12 protein-coding genes and 3 pseudogenes are annotated in these 17,126 nt (G+C 59.3%); 11 read left to right on the top strand and 4 right to left on the bottom strand.

Features of this window, described 5'->3' with window-relative positions; all coding sequences use genetic code 11:
- Positions 1–233 precede the first annotated feature (233 nt).
- The 4 genes from ACR3FB_RS18235 to ACR3FB_RS18220 all read right to left on the bottom strand — a co-directional run bounded on the left by ACR3FB_RS18235 (position 234) and on the right by ACR3FB_RS18220 (position 5,686).
- Positions 234–2,447: an NADP-dependent isocitrate dehydrogenase gene (locus tag ACR3FB_RS18235; protein WP_480565732.1), complete on the bottom strand. Its 2,214-nt coding sequence runs from the start codon at positions 2,445–2,447 to the stop codon at positions 234–236.
- 222 nt (positions 2,448–2,669) lie between these two features.
- On the bottom strand, positions 2,670–3,701 hold the full coding sequence (locus ACR3FB_RS18230; RefSeq protein ID WP_480565730.1) for a trans-3-hydroxy-L-proline dehydratase: 1,032 nt from the start codon (positions 3,699–3,701) through the stop codon (positions 2,670–2,672).
- A 123-nt stretch (positions 3,702–3,824) separates the two neighbouring features.
- Positions 3,825–4,883 (bottom strand): ABC transporter ATP-binding protein, encoded by a 1,059-nt coding sequence (locus ACR3FB_RS18225; protein ID WP_480565728.1) that lies wholly within the window; start codon positions 4,881–4,883, stop codon positions 3,825–3,827.
- Positions 4,880–5,686 (bottom strand): IclR family transcriptional regulator, encoded by an 807-nt coding sequence (locus ACR3FB_RS18220; RefSeq protein ID WP_480565726.1) that lies wholly within the window; start codon positions 5,684–5,686, stop codon positions 4,880–4,882. The genes ACR3FB_RS18225 and ACR3FB_RS18220 overlap by 4 nt, the downstream gene beginning before the upstream one ends.
- A 149-nt stretch (positions 5,687–5,835) precedes the next feature.
- Between ACR3FB_RS18220 and ACR3FB_RS18215 the strand changes: the two genes are divergently transcribed.
- The 11 genes and pseudogenes from ACR3FB_RS18215 (at position 5,836) to ACR3FB_RS18165 (ending at position 17,049) form a co-directional block, all read left to right on the top strand.
- On the top strand, positions 5,836–7,095 hold the full coding sequence (locus ACR3FB_RS18215) for an ABC transporter substrate-binding protein (RefSeq protein ID WP_209250737.1): 1,260 nt from the start codon (positions 5,836–5,838) through the stop codon (positions 7,093–7,095).
- Between the two features lie 93 nt (positions 7,096–7,188).
- Positions 7,189–8,112 (top strand): carbohydrate ABC transporter permease, encoded by a 924-nt coding sequence (locus ACR3FB_RS18210; RefSeq protein WP_480565724.1) that lies wholly within the window; start codon positions 7,189–7,191, stop codon positions 8,110–8,112.
- 1 nt (position 8,113) lies between these two features.
- Positions 8,114–8,962 carry a carbohydrate ABC transporter permease gene (locus tag ACR3FB_RS18205; RefSeq protein ID WP_170377452.1) on the top strand — a complete coding sequence of 283 codons (849 nt, stop codon included), beginning with the start codon at positions 8,114–8,116 and terminating at the stop codon, positions 8,960–8,962.
- A gap of 22 nt (positions 8,963–8,984) precedes the next feature.
- Positions 8,985–10,325 carry an alpha-galactosidase gene (gene melA, locus ACR3FB_RS18200; RefSeq protein ID WP_480565722.1) on the top strand — a complete coding sequence of 447 codons (1,341 nt, stop codon included), beginning with the start codon at positions 8,985–8,987 and terminating at the stop codon, positions 10,323–10,325.
- Positions 10,326–10,380: 55 nt separating this feature from the next.
- Positions 10,381–11,345: pseudogene (locus ACR3FB_RS18195) on the top strand (dihydroxy-acid dehydratase); the annotation flags it as partial.
- Positions 11,343–12,089: an IlvD/Edd family dehydratase gene (locus ACR3FB_RS18190; RefSeq protein WP_480566924.1), complete on the top strand. Its 747-nt coding sequence runs from the start codon at positions 11,343–11,345 to the stop codon at positions 12,087–12,089. The pseudogene ACR3FB_RS18195 and the gene ACR3FB_RS18190, both read left to right, overlap by 3 nt.
- Positions 12,089–12,852: pseudogene (locus tag ACR3FB_RS18185) on the top strand (SDR family NAD(P)-dependent oxidoreductase). The gene ACR3FB_RS18190 and the pseudogene ACR3FB_RS18185 overlap by 1 nt, the downstream one beginning before the upstream one ends.
- A gap of 4 nt (positions 12,853–12,856) precedes the next feature.
- Positions 12,857–13,749, top strand: a pseudogene (locus ACR3FB_RS18180) (2-dehydro-3-deoxygalactonokinase).
- Entirely contained in the window at positions 13,746–14,351 is a 606-nt protein-coding gene (locus ACR3FB_RS18175; protein ID WP_480565715.1) for a 2-dehydro-3-deoxy-6-phosphogalactonate aldolase, read from the top strand. The pseudogene ACR3FB_RS18180 and the gene ACR3FB_RS18175 overlap by 4 nt, the downstream one beginning before the upstream one ends.
- Entirely contained in the window at positions 14,348–15,208 is an 861-nt protein-coding gene (locus tag ACR3FB_RS18170) for an SMP-30/gluconolactonase/LRE family protein (protein ID WP_480565713.1), read from the top strand. The genes ACR3FB_RS18175 and ACR3FB_RS18170 overlap by 4 nt, the downstream gene beginning before the upstream one ends.
- Positions 15,205–17,049 carry a beta-galactosidase gene (locus tag ACR3FB_RS18165; RefSeq protein WP_480566510.1) on the top strand — a complete coding sequence of 615 codons (1,845 nt, stop codon included), beginning with the start codon at positions 15,205–15,207 and terminating at the stop codon, positions 17,047–17,049. The genes ACR3FB_RS18170 and ACR3FB_RS18165 overlap by 4 nt, the downstream gene beginning before the upstream one ends.
- The last annotated feature ends 77 nt before the right edge of the window (positions 17,050–17,126 follow it).

Here is a 17,126-nt window from a genome sequence, read left to right as displayed (position 1 = left end):
GCTGGCCATTTTTTGAGTGAGTGATAGGCCCGAAGGTCTCACCGGTGAATCTCTTGTCTTGGACAAGTTATCAAGTGGGGACGGATCAGTGTATTGGGGGAATCCCGTAGATCATGCAGTTTTAGTCATGTCTTGCGGGCAAAGCTTCGCAACAGTCTGAAGCGAAAGGAAAAACTGGTCGGGTTTCCGCACCAGTAGGCAGGACCCGCGCCACTAGGGCGCGGGTCGTTTTCTTAGCCGATGATGGCGTTCAGCGTCGCACTCGGACGCATCACAGCCGCGGTTTTGGCTGGATCGGTGTGGTAGTAGCCACCCAGATCGGCAGCCCCACCCTGGGCTGAGGCAAGCTCACCCAGAATTTGCTCTTCCTTGTCGGCCAGAGCAGTTGCAAGCGGGGAAAATTCAGCTGCCAGTTCCGCATCCTCCGATTGCGCGGCCAGCGCTTCGGCCCAATAGCGCGCGAACCAGTAGTGGCTGTCACGGTTGTCAGGTTGACCGACCTTACGGCTGGGGGAGCGGTTGTTGTCCAGAATGCCCTGCGTTGCCGCCTCGGCCGCCGCACCCAGAACACCCGCCTTGGCGTTGCCCTTGCTGTCGGCGAGGAAGTTCAGGGATTCACCCAGCGCACAGAACTCACCCATCGAGTCCCACCGCAGGTGGTTTTCTTCGACCAGCTGCTGCACGTGCTTCGGAGCGGACCCGCCTGCGCCGGTCTCGAACAGACCACCGCCGTTCATCAGTTTGACGATCGACAGCATCTTGGCCGAGGTACCCAGTTCGAGGATCGGGAACAGGTCGGTTAGATAGTCCCGCAGCACGTTGCCGGTGATGGCGATGCTGTCATTTCCAGCGGTGATCGTCTCCAGCGACTGACGTGTCGCCTCACGCGGAGCCATGATCAAGAATTTATCCGCAACACCAGCCGCTTCCAGCGCGGGCTTAACATATTGGATCAACTCGGCATCATGGGCGCGGTTTGCGTCCAGCCAGAAGATCGCCTCGGACCCGGTCAGGCGCTGACGATCCATCGCCAGTTGGATCCAGTTCTCGATGGGCGCTTTTTTCACTGTGCAGGCTCGCCAGATGTCTCCGGCCTCGACCTCATGCGAATGCAGCGTTTCGCCATTGGCCAGAACAACGCGGATTGTGCCACTAGCAGGTGCCTGGAACGTGGTCGGGTGCGAGCCGTACTCTTCAGCCTTTTGCGCCATCAGGCCAACGTTGGCCACCGCACCAGCAGTGGCCGGGTTCAGCGCGCCATTGGCTTTGAAGAAGTTGATGGATTCGTCATAAACCGACGCGTAGCAGCGATCAGGAATCACGCAGTTGGTGTCGCCTTTGGCTCCGGTTTCATCCCAGCCTTTGCCACCTGCGCGGATAACGGCGGGCATGGAGGCGTCGATGATCACATCGGACGGGACGTGCAGGTTGGTAATGCCACGGTCCGAGTCGACCATATACATGGACGGACGGTCACCCTTGAGGGCGTCGATGGCGGCCACGATGTCCGCATTGTCCTTTACGCGGTCCAGCAGATCCCCCAGACCCGAGTTCGGGTTGACACCCAAGGCCTCCAGCTCTGCGCCGAATTTTTCGAACACCGGAGCCAGCCACGCGCGCACGGCATAGCCGAAGATGATCGGGTCGCTGACCTTCATCATCGTCGCCTTCATGTGCAGCGAGAACATGGTGCCGTCTTTCTTGGTGTCCTCGATGGCATCGGCCAGGAAGGACGACAGCGCTTTGACCGACATGAAGGTCGCATCGGCAACGGTTCCCTCTTCCAGCGGCCAGCCGTCTTTCAGCACGGTCACGCTACCGTCTTTGCCGACAAATTCGATCTTCGCGTCACCGGCTTGTGCTGCGGTGATCGTGGCCGATTTCTCATTGGCGTAGAAATCATTGCCGGACATTGAGGATACTTTGGTCTTGCTGTCCGACACCCATTCCCCCATCGAATGAGGGTTCTTCTGGGCGTAGTTCTTCACCGCACGCGCCGCACGGCGGTCGCTGTTGCCCTCACGCAGAACCGGGTTCACAGCCGAGCCTTTGATCGCGTCATAACGCGCGCGGATCGCCTTTTCTTCGTCACTCGAAGGCTCTTCGGGGTAGTTGGGGATGTCGTAGCCCTGCGACTGCAGCTCTTCGATTGCGGCCACGAGCTGAGGAACCGAGGCCGAGATGTTGGGCAGTTTGATCACGTTGGCGTCGGGCGTTTTCACCAGATCGCCCAATGCGGCCAGATCATCTGTGATGCGTTGCGCGTCGGTCAGCTTTTCTGGGAAGGTCGAAATGATACGGCCTGCAAGAGAAATATCCTTGGTGCCAACGCTGACACCCGCCGCCGAGGCGAATTTGCGAATGATGGGCAGGAATGAGGCGCTGGCCAGCTCGGGCGCTTCGTCTACAATGGTATACAATATGTCGAAGTTCGATTTATCTGCCATATTCTTTCACCTTTTTTAAGCCTTTTAGGGGCAATCGCTGCAAGAGTTTGGGCCGCTTTATTGCGGCGCGGGAGGGGCGCGAATGACATAACACCCCTGAGTGACTCTGATTTGACAGGGCTTCCCTTAAATCAGGTTTGCGTTGGGATCAATCGTCTACTGGGGGCGCAAATTGCCACGGTTGAGGAAAAACACGCCAATCGGCTTTTGATTGCGCACCTTTCAGCGCCCAACGCCCCAAGTATCACTTAACCGATATCCGCCGGGCCAAGGGTCATCCGGGTCCAGCATGTGCTGATGAACGCCGGTGATCCAACCTCGGCCACTGATCTCGGGGATGATGGCCGCGCGGTTTCCGATCTTGATTTCTTCGACAATCCGGCCGGTGAAACGCGATCCGATGATCGAAACTGCCTCAAAAGTCTGTCCGACCTTCATCTGGCCCTTCGCGGCCATCAGGGCCATGCGCGCCGAGACCGCCGTTCCGGTTGGCGAGCGGTCAACTTTGCCGGGCTGGATCGCAACGGCGGATTTCCCTTTCAGTCCGGTTTCGGTTGCCTGCAAAGGCCCGCAAAACGCGCAGAACGAGACATGGTCCCAAGCTGCGTTTTGCGGGTGGGTAAAGCCGAGTTGATCATTGGCGGCATTGGTGATGGCAACGCCCAGACGGGCGATATCGCGGGCCTCGGCCTCGACAATTTCGAACGCCAAGGCCTCGGCATCAACCACCACGAAACTATCCCCTCCATAGGCCGTATCCACGGCAAGGGTGCCCACACCCGGCACTTCCAGAGGGACCGCGATCTTGTCGGCAAAGCTTGGCAGGTTTTGCACATGGATACGCTGGGCTTTACCATCCCCACACTCTGCCCGGACCCGTACCAAACCGCCCGGAGCCTCGAGTGTCATATGCGTTTCCGGCTCTTGCATGGGGATGATGCCGCTGTCCAAGAGAACAGTGGAGACACAGATCGAGTTTGACCCCGACATGGGCGGCGTGTCCTCCGGCTCCATGATAATGAACGCCGCATCCGCCTGCGGATGTTTCGGAGGGACCAGCAGGTTGACATGGCGAAAGACGCCGCCTCGGGGTTCATTCAGCACGAAATTGCGCAAGCTCTGATCCTGCGCAATGAATGTGCGTTGATCCCACAGAGTTTCTCCGGATGGTGGTTGCACGCCACCGACGATGACGTCGCCCACCTCGCCTTCCGCATGGGCCGAGATCACGTGGACGGTTTTGACGCTGCGCATGAGGCCTCTCTACTCGAAATGAGTCGGGCCGACTGGCCTCGTTTGGACCAGTTCAGAGAACGACACCGTTTCGGTCAAGCCTAAACCTGCGCTCAAAACACCCCGGTTGAACTTGAATCGCTGCTACCTAAACCGAACGCCAGTCTTAGGGTCGAACACCATGGCACGTTCGGGTTGGACCGTGATCCCGATCTTTTCGCCTGTCGTGCTGCGTTGGTCATCCCGTTCTTCAACGATCAGTTTGTCGCCATTTGGGGTCAGAAGATAGGAATAGGACACGCCTCCAAGCGCCTCGGTCAAATCAACGGTGCAGGTGTCGGCACTGCGGTCGATCTGGATGTGTTCGGGTCGCATCCCTAGGGTCACCTTGCTAACACCAGCCGGAACTTGGGCCGATACCGGCAAAGGCTGACCCAGTGCTGGATGCGTGACGTGTCCGTCTGCATAGTCGCATTCGAGAAAGTTCATCGCTGGCGAGCCGATGAAGCCCGCCACAAAGCGGTTGTCCGGATCGCGGTACAGGTCCATCGGCGCGCCCACCTGCTCGATCCGGCCATCGCGCAGCACGACGATCTTGTCGGCCATTGTCATAGCTTCGACCTGATCGTGGGTCACATAGATCATCGTGGCGCCAATTTCCTGATGCAGGCGCGCGATTTCGACCCGCATTTCGACCCTAAGCTCGGCATCTAGGTTGGAGAGCGGTTCATCGAAAAGGAACACCTCGGGGCCGCGCACAATCGCACGCCCGATGGCGACTCGCTGACGTTGACCACCGGACAAGGCCTTGGGCTTGCGTTTCAAATATTGATCCAGTTTCAGAATACTGGAGGCATCCTGAACCTTCTGGTCGATCTCTGCCTTGGGAACGCCGTTCATGCGCAGGCCAAAACCCATATTCTCGGCAACCGTCATATGCGGGTACAAAGCGTAGGTCTGGAACACCATCGCCACGCCGCGTTTTGCCGGATCCATATGGGTCACTTCGCGCGCGCCAATATGAATTTGGCCTTCCGAGGTTTCCTCGAGCCCCGCGATCATCCGCAGTAGGGTGGACTTACCGCAGCCCGAGGGGCCGACGAACACACAGAATTCACCATCTTCGATTTCCAGATCAATCCCGTGGATCACCTGAGTCTGGCCGTAGCGTTTGATCGCCTGATTGAGCGTTACACCTGTCATGTCGATTGCATCCTGTTGTTCTGTCCATTCGGGCGGGTTTCAGGGAACCGCCAAGCCTGCGCCTCGGTCGCGATCTGGTCGGCAACGCGCCGCACCCGAGGAACCCAGGCCTCTAGTTGATTGAAATCCATCCGCCCGGTTGAACCGGTCACGGAAATTGCGCCCAAAACGCGCCCGCCCGAGGTCAGAACCGGACAGGCTACGCAGATAATGCCGGGCTCATGCTCTTCATCGTCGATCGCGTAGCCTCTTCTGCGAATCAGTTCCAGATCCGCCCGCAATGCCGCCTCCGAGGTCAGCGTCTTGTCCGTGAAACGGTGATAGCTTTGCTGGGATACGGCGCGGTCCAATGCGGGCCCATCCAGAAACGCCATCATCGCCTTGCCTACGCCGGTGCAATAGGCCGGGCCGACCTTGCCGGCTTGAGAATACATCTCGACCGGCTGCGCAGCGTTGCGTTTGTCGACATACAGAACCTGATTGGAATCCAGCTGCGCCAAATGCACCGTTTCGCCCGTCTCGGAGCTGAGCGTATCCAGAAACGGCCGCGCAATAGGGGCCAGAGAGCTTTGCGTCCACGCCGTATGCGCCAGACGGACCAGCCGGAGACCCGGTGAATAGGTCTGGCGGTCTGGCTCATAGGCCAGCATGCCCTGATTGGTCAGCGATTGCAGAAAGCGATAGAGCGTCGCTTTGGGAAAGGTGCTGCTCTCTAACAGTTCTGCAAACCGCACCGGGCGCTCGAACGAGGCCACGTGCTCCAGCACATCACATGCTTTGCCTATTGTTCCGTCACCAGCCACGGGTGTGTGTTCTCCTCCGTTTGACCCCCGTTCAACTACGGTGTTTGCACGAGGGTCTTGACAAGACTAGCCGAGTCGATGTGTAGTTTTCAATATATAAAACACAGTTTCATTATTTGGAACTAAAATGGAAGCTAAGGGAGGACACCATGCATTCCATGTTCAAGCGCACCGCTGCCGCACTGGCGGCGAGTGTGGCACTAGCTGCACCCGTTGCCGCCGAACTGACCGGCGAACTGCGCATCTTTCTTGACACCTCGAACCCGGCGCCACGTGCGACGATGGAAGCGATGATCGAACAGTTTCAGGCCCAGCACCCGGATCTGGCCATCGAAACCACAGTGATCGACCGCGAGGCGTATAAGACGCAGATCCGCAACTTCCTGACGGCTGACACGCCGGATGTTGCAACATGGTATGCCGCAAACCGCATGAAGCCTTATGTTGAAGCGGGTCTGTTCGAAGATGTTTCGGACCTGTGGGCAGAGCCAGAGATCGCCGAGAATCTGGCCTCGACCAAAGGCGCGATGACCCTTGATGGTAAGCAGTGGGGCGTGCCCTATACCTACTATCAGTGGGGTGTTTACTACCGCAAAGACATCTTTGACGAACTGGGCCTGACCGAGCCGACCACCTGGGAAGAAGAGCTGGCGAACTGCGAGAAGATCGTCGCCTCGGGTCGCGCCTGCTATACCATCGGGACCAAGTTCCTGTGGACCGCCGGTGGCTGGTTCGACTATCTGAACATGCGCACCAACGGGTTCGACTTCCACAACCAGCTCGCCAATGGCGAAATCAGCTGGGAAGACGACCGGGTCAAGCAGACCTTCGCCAACTGGAAACAGCTGGTCGACATGGGTGCCTTTATCGACAACCACCAGACCTATAGCTGGCAGGAAGCCCTGCCCTTCATGGTGAACGGAGACGCGGCGGCCTATCTAATGGGTAACTTTGCCGTTGCTCCTCTGCGCGAAGCAGGTCTGACCGACGATCAGTTGGACTTCTACCAGTTCGTCGCGATCAACCCTGATGTTGAACTGGCCGAGGACGCCCCGACCGATACGTTCCACATCCCGGCCAACGCTTCGAACAAGGAAGCCGCGCGCGAGTTCCTGCGCTTCGTCGTGTCTCCGGACGTTCAGACCGAAATCAACAACGGTTCCAACCTGGGCCAGCTTCCGGTCAACGCACAATCCTCGGTTGATGACGACAAGTTCCTGCAGCAAGGTTTCACCATGCTGTCCTCGAACAGCCCCGGCGGTGTCGCCCAGTTCTGGGATCGTGACGCTCCAGCGGAAATGGCCAAGGTCTCGATGGAAGGCTTCCAGGAATTCATGGTCAAGCCAGACAATCTGGACAAAATTCTGGCCAAGCTGGAACGCGCTCGTAGCCGTATCTACGACAACTGATCTGGCAGGGGCCGGGTAAAAAACCCGGCCTACGCCTTCCTCAAATGCAAGGCGAGCTTCAACTCGCCTTCGCCCCCAGATCCGAGATAGCCCATGTCAGCCGTCGACACACTGGAACAGGAAAGCTGGTTCCATCGCAACCAACAACGCATCGCGCCCTGGCTTTTCCTTGCGCCGGGCCTGTTGTTCTTCATGGTCTATGTGATCATCCCGGTCTTTCAGTCCTTCAACCTGTCACTATACGAATGGGATGGGCTTGGCGCCGCAGAATATGTAGGGTTCCGCAACTACGAGGACCTGTACTGGGAGTGGGTTGACCGCGACGCGTTCTACATCTCACTCAAGAACAACCTGATCTGGTTGATCCTGTATTTGGCAGCGATCCCGGCGGGCCTGTTCATCGCCCTGTTCCTGAACCAGACGGTCTGGGGCATTCGACTCTACAAGTCTCTATTTTTCTTTCCGTTCGTGATCTCTCAGGTCGTCGTCGGGCTGGTTTTCACATGGTTCTACGATCCGACATTCGGGTTGCTGAACGAATTCCTGGGTTTCTTTGGTCTTGGTCCGCTGAATGTGCTGGGGGATGAAAAACTGGTCACATACGGCATCATCGTCGCCGGCCTGTGGCCGCAGACGGCCTATTGCATGATCCTGTATCTGACCGGCCTGAACGCCGTGGACCCCGAACAGATCGAGGCCGGACGTCTGGACGGCGCAAAAGGCGGGCGGATGCTGTGGCACATCATCCTGCCGCAACTGCGCCCGGCGACGTTTATCGCCTTTGTCGTGACGATCATTGGCGCGCTGCGGTCCTTCGACCTGATCTCCATCATGACGCAGGGTGGGCCGTTCGGGTCGTCCCGCGTGCTGGCCTACTACATGTTCGAGGTCGCCCTGTCCGAATACGGCTTCCGCATGGGATATGGCGCCGCCATCGCTGTGATCCTGTTCCTCATCATGCTGTGCTTCATCGCCTACTTCCTGTGGTCGATGTACCGCGAAGAAAGGGGGCACTGAGATGTTTCCCAAACCCATCGAAAAACAACCCCGCGCGGCGCAGATCACCTATCAGGCCATGCTGCCCATTGCCCTGCTGCTGTGGCTCGGCCCCTTGCTTGCTGTCGCCTTGTTCTCAATCAAGCCCGAGGCGGATTTCACCAACGCAAACTACTGGGGCCTGCCGTCCCGGTTTGAAGGCGCGGTCAATTACGGGCAGGTCTTCTTCAACTCGGACATGCCGCGATATCTGCTGAACTCATTCATGATCACCATCCCGACAGTGATCGGAGCGGTCGCGCTCAGCTGTATGACCGGGTTCGCGCTGGGGATCTACAAATTCAAGTCGAACCTGTGGATTTTCTTCATGTTCGTAGCGGGCAACTTTGTCCCGTTCCAGATCCTCATGGTTCCGGTCCGCGACCTGACTTTGGAGCTTGGCCTCTACAATACCAAAACCGGGCTAGTCCTGTTCCACATCGCGTTCCAGACCGGGTTCTGCACGCTGTTCATGCGCAACTTCATCCGAGCGCTGCCTTTTGAGCTGATCGAAGCTGCACGCGTTGAGGGCATCAGTGAGGTCCGTATCTTCTGGTACGTGGTCCTGCCCCTGATGAAACCCGCCATCGCGGCCCTGAGCGTGCTGATCTTCACCTTCATCTGGAACGACTATTTCTGGGCCGTGGTCCTGACCCAAGGGGCTGAAAGCCAACCTGTGACGGCCGGGATCACCAGCTTCAACGCTCAGTACCGCGCGGCATATCAACTGATGAGCGCGGGTTCCCTCGTTGCCGCCTTGCCGCCTGTGGCCATGTTTTTCCTGATGCAGAAACACTTCATCGCGGGTTTGACCCTTGGAGCTGTTAAATAACGCCAAACGAGAGTTTTGCAAAATGACCAAAATCACCTTTATCGGCGCGGGTTCCACGATCTTCATGCGCAATATCGTGGGCGATGCGCTGCTGACACCGGCGCTGGCCGACAGCCATTTTGCGTTGATGGATATCGACCCGCAGCGCCTGGCCGAAAGCGAAACCGTAGCGCGAGCCATGATCCGTTCAGTCGGCACCGGAGCTACGGTGACCACCCACACCGACCGCCGCGCGGCGTTGGAGGGGGCTGATTTCGTCATCACCGCCTTTCAGGTCGGCGGGTATGAACCCTGCACGGTGACGGATTTCGAGATCCCCAAGCAATACGGGTTGCGCCAGACAATTGCAGACACGCTCGGGATCGGAGGGATAATGCGCGGGCTGCGCACCGTCCCAGTACTGTGGGGCGTGGCACAGGATATGATGCAGCTCTGCCCCAACGCGACGCTGTTGCAATATGTGAACCCGATGGCGATCAACACCTGGGCTCTGGCCGAGCAATTCCCGGACCTGAAACATGTCGGCCTGTGCCATTCGGTCCAGAATACAGTCGAAGAACTTGCCCATGATCTGGACCTGCCCAAGGATGAGATCCGCTACAAGGTCGCAGGCGTGAACCATGTGGCCTTCTTCCTGCGGCTGGATCATCAGGGCCGCGACCTCTACCCGGCCTTACGCCGGGGCTACGCGCACGGTACTCTGCCGAAACCACCTCTGTTGATGCCACGCTGCCCCAACAAGGTTCGGTACGAAGTGATGGACCATCTGGGCTATTTCTGCACCGAAAGTTCGGAACATCTGGCCGAATATGTGCCGTGGTTCATCAAGGACGGTCGGCAAGACCTGATCGAACAGTTCTCGATTCCGCTGGATGAATACCCAACCCGCTGTGTCGAGCAGGTCGCGGATTGGAAAGAACAGGCCAAAACACTGACAGACGGGCGCGATGTCTCGGTTATTCGCAGCCACGAATTCGCAGCGGATCTGATGAATGCCGTCGTCACGGACACGCCCTATACGGCCTATGGAAACCTGCCCAACACGGGTCAGATCCCACAATTGCCCTTGGGCGCTGCGGTGGAAACCCCCTGTTTGGTCGACTCAAACGGCCTTCAGCCCTCAGTCGTTGCCGACATTCCGCCGCAACTGGTGGCGCTGATGCGCACCCAGATCAACGTGCAAGAGCTAACCGTCCGGGCGCTGACCGAGCAAAACGCCGAGTACATCTACCATGCCGCCATGATGGACCCGCACACTGCTGCGGAACTGGACCTGCGCCAAATCCGAAGCCTTGTCACGGACCTTCTGACCGCACATTCGGACTGGCTGCCCGACTGGTGCCGCCCGCTCCGCGCCGCATGATCTTCAATTTATCACGAACCTCAATTCCAGCCCCAGCCAAAGAACCAAAGCCAGAATGACAAAGAAACGCCGCTCATCGCATTGGTACGGAAAACTCGACAAAGACGGGTTCATCCACCGTTCCTGGATGAAAAACCAAGGCTTCCCAGATCATGCCTTTGATGGGCGGCCCATCATTGGCATCTGCAACACCTGGTCGGAACTGACGCCCTGCAACTCGGGCCTGCGTGATCTGGCCGAAGGCGTGAAACGAGGCGTGTGGGAGGCAGGAGGCTTCCCGGTCGAATTCCCGGTCATGTCGCTGGGCGAGACCCAAATGAAACCCACAGCCATGCTGTTCCGCAATCTGCTGGCCATGGATGTCGAAGAATCCATCCGCGCCTATGGCATTGACGGCGTAGTTCTGCTGGGCGGATGTGACAAGACCACGCCGGGGCAGCTGATGGGCGCGGCCTCGGTCGATCTGCCCTCAATCGTGGTCAGTTCCGGGCCGATGCTGAACGGCAAGTTCAAGGGCAAGGATATCGGATCGGGCACCGATGTCTGGAAGTTCTCGGAAGAGGTCCGTGCGGGCGAGATGACCCTGCAGGATTTCATGAACGCTGAATCCGGAATGTCGCGCAGCGCCGGGGTTTGCATGACGATGGGCACGGCCTCGACCATGGCCTCGCTGGTCGAAGCGATGGGCATGTCCTGCCCACCAACGCCGCCCTGCCCGCCGTTGACGCACGGCGCATGGCACTGGCACACCTGACCGGCAAACGGATTGTCGAGATGGTAGACGAAGACCTCAAACCCTCGGACATCCTGACCAAGGAAGCATTTGAGAATGCCATTCTGGCCAATGCCGCTGTGGGTGGCTCGACCAACGCCGTAGTCCACCTGCTGGCGCTGGCGGGTCGAGTTGGTGTCGATCTGACGCTAAAAGACTTTGAGATCGGATCTGAAATTCCCCTGCTGGTCAACTGCATGCCTTCTGGCAAATACTTGATGGAGGATTTCTGCTATGCCGGTGGCGTGCCCGCGGTGCTGAATGAACTCAAGTCTTTATTGCGCCCTGCCAAAACGGTTCTGAACAAAGATATCTTGGCCCACTACGACGGGACAGAGTGCTACAATCGCGACGTGATCCGCCCCTTCGAAGATCCTGTGAAGTCCGCAGCCGGTCTGCGTGTTCTGCATGGTAACCTGGCGCCGAACGGGGCGATCGTAAAACCTTCGGCAGCAACGGGTGAGTTGCTGGAAACCGAAGCCGAAGCCTTTGTTTTCGAAAGCATCGAAGACCTGAAGGCCAATATCGACCGCGAAGACCTGCCTGTGACGCCCGAGACCATTCTGGTTCTCAAAGGCTGCGGACCCAGGGGCTATCCCGGCATGCCCGAGGTCGGTAACATGCCGATACCGGCGAAACTGGTGAAAGAAGGCGTGCGCGACATGATCCGCATTTCGGACGCGCGCATGTCCGGCACAGCCTTCGGTACAGTCATTCTGCATATCAGCCCCGAGGCGCAGGCTGGAGGCACACTGGCGCTGGTCAAGACCGGCGACCGCATCCGCGTCTCCGCAAGTAAGGGAGAGCTTGAGCTGCTGGTTGACCAGGCGGAACTCGACACCCGCCGCGCGGCCTGGCAACCGGAGGCGCCGCATTACACGCGCGGTTACGCCCGACTTTACATCGACCACGTGCTGCAAGCCGATCAGGGCGCTGACCTTGATTTCCTTGTCGGCAAAGACACACGCCTCGTTACAAGAGAGAGCCACTAATGGACCAACCTGCTGTATTCCAGGACCTGAAAGGGGCCTCAGTCTATATCACCGGCGGCGGCTCGGGCGTTGGCGCTTCGCTGACCGACGGGTTCATGGCGCAAGGGGCCAACGTGGCCTTCATCGGCCGCTCGGACGCAAGTGCCTTCGTGGAAGAAATGCGTGCCAAACACGGTCGCGCGCCCTTGTTCATGCAGGGCGATATGACCGATACGGAACTGTTGCACGCCACCATGCAAAAGGCCGCCGAGGCCCATGGGCCAATCAAAGTGCTGGTCAATAACGCCGCCAACGATCAGCGCCACTCTCTGGAAGAGACAACCTCTGAATTCTGGGACTGGATGATCGAGGTGAACCTCAAGGCCTATTTTTCGCCTGTCAGGAAGCGGCGCGGCAGATGGAGAATGGCGGCTCGATCATCAATTTCAGCTCGATCAGCTACATGATGGGCAACGCGGGCTATCCGATCTATACGACCTCGAACGCGGGCATCACCGGCATGACCCGCTCGCTGGCGCGCGAGCTTGGACCGAAAGGTATCCGCGTCAACGCGCTGGCCCCCGGTTGGGTTCTGACGCAAAAGCAGATGGACATGTGGGCCACGCCCGAAGACCTGGCGGCACATTTGGATCGCCAATGCCTGAAAGAACATCTAAAGCCCGACGACATGATCGGACCCACCTTGTTTCTGGCCTCGGACGCCAGCCGCGCCATGACCGGACAGTGCATGGTTGCCGATGGTGGCGTCGTGGTAACGGGGTAGAGTTATGAAACCAGAATGGATCGCAGCAGACTGGGGCACCTCGCACTTGCGCGTCTGGGCGATGGAGGGGTCGACCCCTGTTGACCACGCCCAGTCAGACATGGGCATGGCGCGCGTCTCCAAAGGCGGGTTTGAGGACGCCCTGTTGGCATTGATCGAAGGCTGGTTGGGCAGTGCCCTGTCGACGTCGTCGCCTGCGGCATGGTCGGTGCTCGTCAAGGGTGGGTCGAGGCGCCCTATGCCGCCGTTCCAAGCGCGCCTGTGCAGGGCGTTCCGATCCGCGTGCCCGCCACCGACCCTAGGATCCGTGCTTTTGTCGTGCCTGGTTTGAAACAGGTGTCCCCGCCGGATGTGATGCGCGGCGAAGAAACGCAGATCGCGGGATTTCTGGATACGCACCCCAACTGGGATGGTGTAATCTGCTTGCCCGGCACTCACACAAAATGGGTGCAGGTCAGCGCGAACGAGGTCGTCAGCTTCCGCACATTCATGACCGGAGAACTGTTCGACCTGCTGAGCGGTCAATCGGTCCTTCGACACTCGGTACGCGAAGGTTGGGATGAGGCCGCATTTGCTGAGGCTGTCGAAGATACTCTGTCCAAACCCGAACAGCTTGCCGCCCGCCTGTTCAGTCTGCGTGCTGCAGATCTGCTGCACGGGCAGGATGGCAGCACGGCCCGCGCGCGTCTGTCCGGGCTATTGATTGGGGCCGAACTTGCGGCCTCACGCCCCTATTGGCTGGGTCAGCAGATCGCGATCATCGGGGCCGAGGGGCTATCGGCCGCCTACGCGCAAGCGCTGCAACCGCAAGGCGCGTTTGTCGAGATGGCCGACGCCACCACATCCACTCTGGCCGGGTTGAACAAAGCCCGCAATATGACAAGAGAAACCGTATGAGCCGCCCTATCATTGCCATTCTGCGAGGTTTGACCCCCTCGCACGCCGAGAAAGTCGGTCGCCTTCTGATCGAAACCGGGATCGACCGTATCGAGGTGCCGCTGAATTCTCCGGATCCTCTTGAGAGCATTGGCATTCTGGTCGAGGCATTCGGCGATCGCGCCCTGATCGGCGCGGGTACGGTGCTGACGCCTGAACAGGTTGAGGCCGTTCGGGATGTGGGCGGCAAGCTGATCGTCTCGCCCAATGCCGATCCTGATGTGATCCGGCGCAGTCGCGAACTGGGGCTGCAATCCTGGCCGGGCATCTTCACCCCGACCGAGGCCTTTTCGGCCCTCAAAGCGGGTGCAACCGGTTTGAAGCTGTTCCCCGGCTCCTTGGCAGGCCCCGCCGGGCTATCTGCCTTACGGGCCGTCTTGCCGGCTGGCACGCAGGTCTTCGCGGTTGGCGGCGCGGGTACAGACAATTTCGACGATTGGATCGCAGCCAGCGCTGACGGCTTCGGCATCGGTTCGGCCCTGTTCAAACCGGACATGGAGATCGCGGAAATCTCGGAACGCGCCATCCGCATCGTCGCCGCCTATGACGAGGCTGTTGCATGAGCGTCACTTTCGACGACCGCCCGTGTATGCTCGGCGAAGGTCCCCTCTGGCATCCAGAGCGGAAGCAGTTGTTCTGGTTTGATATCCTCGGCAAACACCTACTGACCCGCGAAGGCGAGGCGCAGAAAAGCTGGGATTTCGACGAATATGTCTCGGCCGCAGGCTGGGTGGACCGTGATACTCTGCTGATGGCCTCAGAAACCGGGTTGTGGCGATTTTCGCTGGCCACGGGCGAGAAATCATTGATTGCCCCGCTAGAGGCTGAAAATCCCGTCACCCGCTCGAATGACGGTCGCGCCGACCCGTGGGGCGGGTTCTGGATCGGGACGATGGGCAAAAGCGCGGAGCTCGGTGCTGGTTCAATCTACCGGTTCTACAAGGGCGAGCTGCGCCGTTTGGTGCCGGGTATCTCCATCTCAAACGCGATCTGTTTCGCTCCGGACCGGTCCTCCGCTTACTACGCAGACACCGCGACACGACAGGTAATGCGGTGGGGCCTGAACACTGAGACCGGCTGGCCCGAAGGGGAGCCTTCGGTCTTTCTGGATCTGAACGAAGACGGTTTGAACCCGGATGGCGCGGTGGTTGATACCGCCGGGAACGTCTGGATCGCTCAATGGGGCGCGAGCCGGGTCGCGGCCTATGATCCGACGGGCAAGTTCCTGCGCGCGGTCACCATTGACGCCGCCCATACATCCTGCCCCGCCTTTGGCGGAGACGACCTGACGACACTGTTCTGCACAACTGCCCGCCAAGGGCTGAGCGCGGAAACGCTTGAAACCCAACCCACGAACGGAATGACCTTTGCCGAACTGAACGCAGGCCAGGGCCAACCGGAACACAGAGTCCTTCTATGACCCCCGAACTCGGCGTTTGCTACTACCCCGAACACTGGCCCGAGGCTGTTTGGGCCGAAGATGCCGCGCGCATGGTCGAAACGGGCCTGAGCTGGGTGCGCATCGCCGAATTCGCCTGGAGCCGTTTGGAACCCTCCCCCGGCGATCTGCAATTCGACTGGCTGGATCGCGCGGTCGAGGTCCTGGGATCGGCCGGTTTGAAGGTGGTTATGGGGACACCCACAGCGACGCCTCCACGCTGGATGCTGGACAAACACCCCGATATGCTGGCCGTCGACGCCCAAGGTCAACCGCGCAAATTCGGGTCACGTCGGCACTATTGCTTCAGCCATGCGGGCTATGTCGACGAGTGCGTCCGCATCGCCCGGATCTTTGGTGAACGATATGGACGAAACCCGCATGTCGCTGCTTGGCAAATCGACAATGAATATGGCTGCCATGACACCACGATCAGCTACAGCGCACCGGCGCTCGCAGCGTTTCGGCTGTGGCTGGCCGATCAATATGGCAGCATCGACGCCCTGAACGAGGCTTGGGGCAATGTGTTCTGGTCGATGGAATACGACCACTTTGACCAGATCGACCTGCCAAACTTGACCGTGACCGAGCCGAACCCGGCCCATGTTCTGGCCTTCCGCCGCTTTAGTTCAGACCAGGTGGCGGCGTTCAACAAGGCTCAAGCCGAAGTGTTGCGCCCGCTGACCGATGCGCCGCTGTCGCACAACTACATGGGGCGCGTGCTTGAGTTCGACCATTTCGATGTTGGTGCGGACCTCGATATCGCCACCTGGGATAGCTATCCGATCGGCTTCTTGTCCGACCGATTGGAAGATGATGCCGAACACAAGGCCAAATTCCTGCAACAGGGCGATCCGGATATGCAGGGCTTTCACCACGATCTCTATCGCGCAGTTGGCCGTGGTCGTTGGTGGGTGATGGAGCAACAGCCCGGCCCTGTGAACTGGGCCCCTTACAACCCAGCCCCCCTGCCCGGCATGGTCCGGCTGTGGTCACTTGAGGCCGTGGCCCATGGGGCCGAGGTGGTGAGCTATTTCCGCTGGCGCCAAGCGCCGTTTGCGCAGGAACAGATGCACGCCGGATTGCTGACACCAGACAGCCGCGCGGCCCCCGGTCTGGCCGAGGCACGCCGGACGGCGGAGGAATTGAAGGCCATCGGTCCGGTGCACCAGAAACAGGCGCAGGTTGCGATCCTGTTTGACTATGCCTCAGATTGGGCGTGGACCACGCAGCCGCAGGGCGCAGGTTTTGACTATTTCCGGCTGGTATTCTCGGCCTACCGCGCTCTGCGTCGCGCCGGGCTTTCGGTGGACATCGTTTCACCAAAGGACCTGCCGAAGGGATACGCGGTGATCATTGCGCCAGGTCTAGCCACTATCGATGCCGAGTTGGAAACGCGTTTGGCTGAGGCCTGCGAGCTTGCCATCCTTGGCCCGCGCAGCGGCGCAATCACCCGCGATTTCCAAATCCCTCTGTCGGGTCGCCCGGGCCTTGATACCGTCGATTGCCATGTCGATCTGGTTGAAACCCTGCCGCCGAATGTCAAACGCCCGGTCGCAGGAGGCGGCGCGGCGCAACACTGGATAGATCGCCTGTCCGGAGACGGTGCAGACCTCTTGCAATTTGCTGATGGGACTCCTGCCGTGAAAACGGGGACGGCGTTTGGTATCTGGCGGGTTTCCCGACGAGGCGCTCTGGGATCGTCTTATCGGTCTGGCAGCGCACCACACGGGACTGACGTTGCAGCCGATGCCCGAGGGCTTGCGGCTTCGGGAAACGGCCGAGCATACGTTCCTGATCAACTACAATGCCGATCCGGTTGAGTGGAACGGGCAAACCATTGCGGGCTGCGGCGTTGTAATCCTCGAAAACAGTGCGGGCTCGGAGGGCTGATCCGGGC

It is taken from the genome of Ruegeria sp. AO1, assembly GCF_056535985.1.
The sequence above is the reverse complement of the archived record's forward strand: the minus strand, read 5'-3'. Positions and strand labels throughout refer to the sequence as shown.

What these genes read in the sequence shown, in the direction of transcription:
- melA (WP_480565722.1), top strand. Translation starts at nt 8,985, where the DNA reads ATGACCAAAATCACCTTTATCGGCGCGGGTTCCACGATCTTCATGCGC.
- ACR3FB_RS18225 (WP_480565728.1), bottom strand. Translation starts at nt 4,883, where the DNA reads ATGACAGGTGTAACGCTCAATCAGGCGATCAAACGCTACGGCCAGACT.
- ACR3FB_RS18205 (WP_170377452.1), top strand. Translation starts at nt 8,114, where the DNA reads ATGTTTCCCAAACCCATCGAAAAACAACCCCGCGCGGCGCAGATCACC.
- ACR3FB_RS18170 (WP_480565713.1), top strand. Translation starts at nt 14,348, where the DNA reads ATGAGCGTCACTTTCGACGACCGCCCGTGTATGCTCGGCGAAGGTCCC.
- ACR3FB_RS18235 (WP_480565732.1), bottom strand. Translation starts at nt 2,447, where the DNA reads ATGGCAGATAAATCGAACTTCGACATATTGTATACCATTGTAGACGAA.
- ACR3FB_RS18210 (WP_480565724.1), top strand. Translation starts at nt 7,189, where the DNA reads ATGTCAGCCGTCGACACACTGGAACAGGAAAGCTGGTTCCATCGCAAC.
- ACR3FB_RS18175 (WP_480565715.1), top strand. Translation starts at nt 13,746, where the DNA reads ATGAGCCGCCCTATCATTGCCATTCTGCGAGGTTTGACCCCCTCGCAC.
- ACR3FB_RS18215 (WP_209250737.1), top strand. Translation starts at nt 5,836, where the DNA reads ATGCATTCCATGTTCAAGCGCACCGCTGCCGCACTGGCGGCGAGTGTG.
- ACR3FB_RS18165 (WP_480566510.1), top strand. Translation starts at nt 15,205, where the DNA reads ATGACCCCCGAACTCGGCGTTTGCTACTACCCCGAACACTGGCCCGAG.
- ACR3FB_RS18230 (WP_480565730.1), bottom strand. Translation starts at nt 3,701, where the DNA reads ATGCGCAGCGTCAAAACCGTCCACGTGATCTCGGCCCATGCGGAAGGC.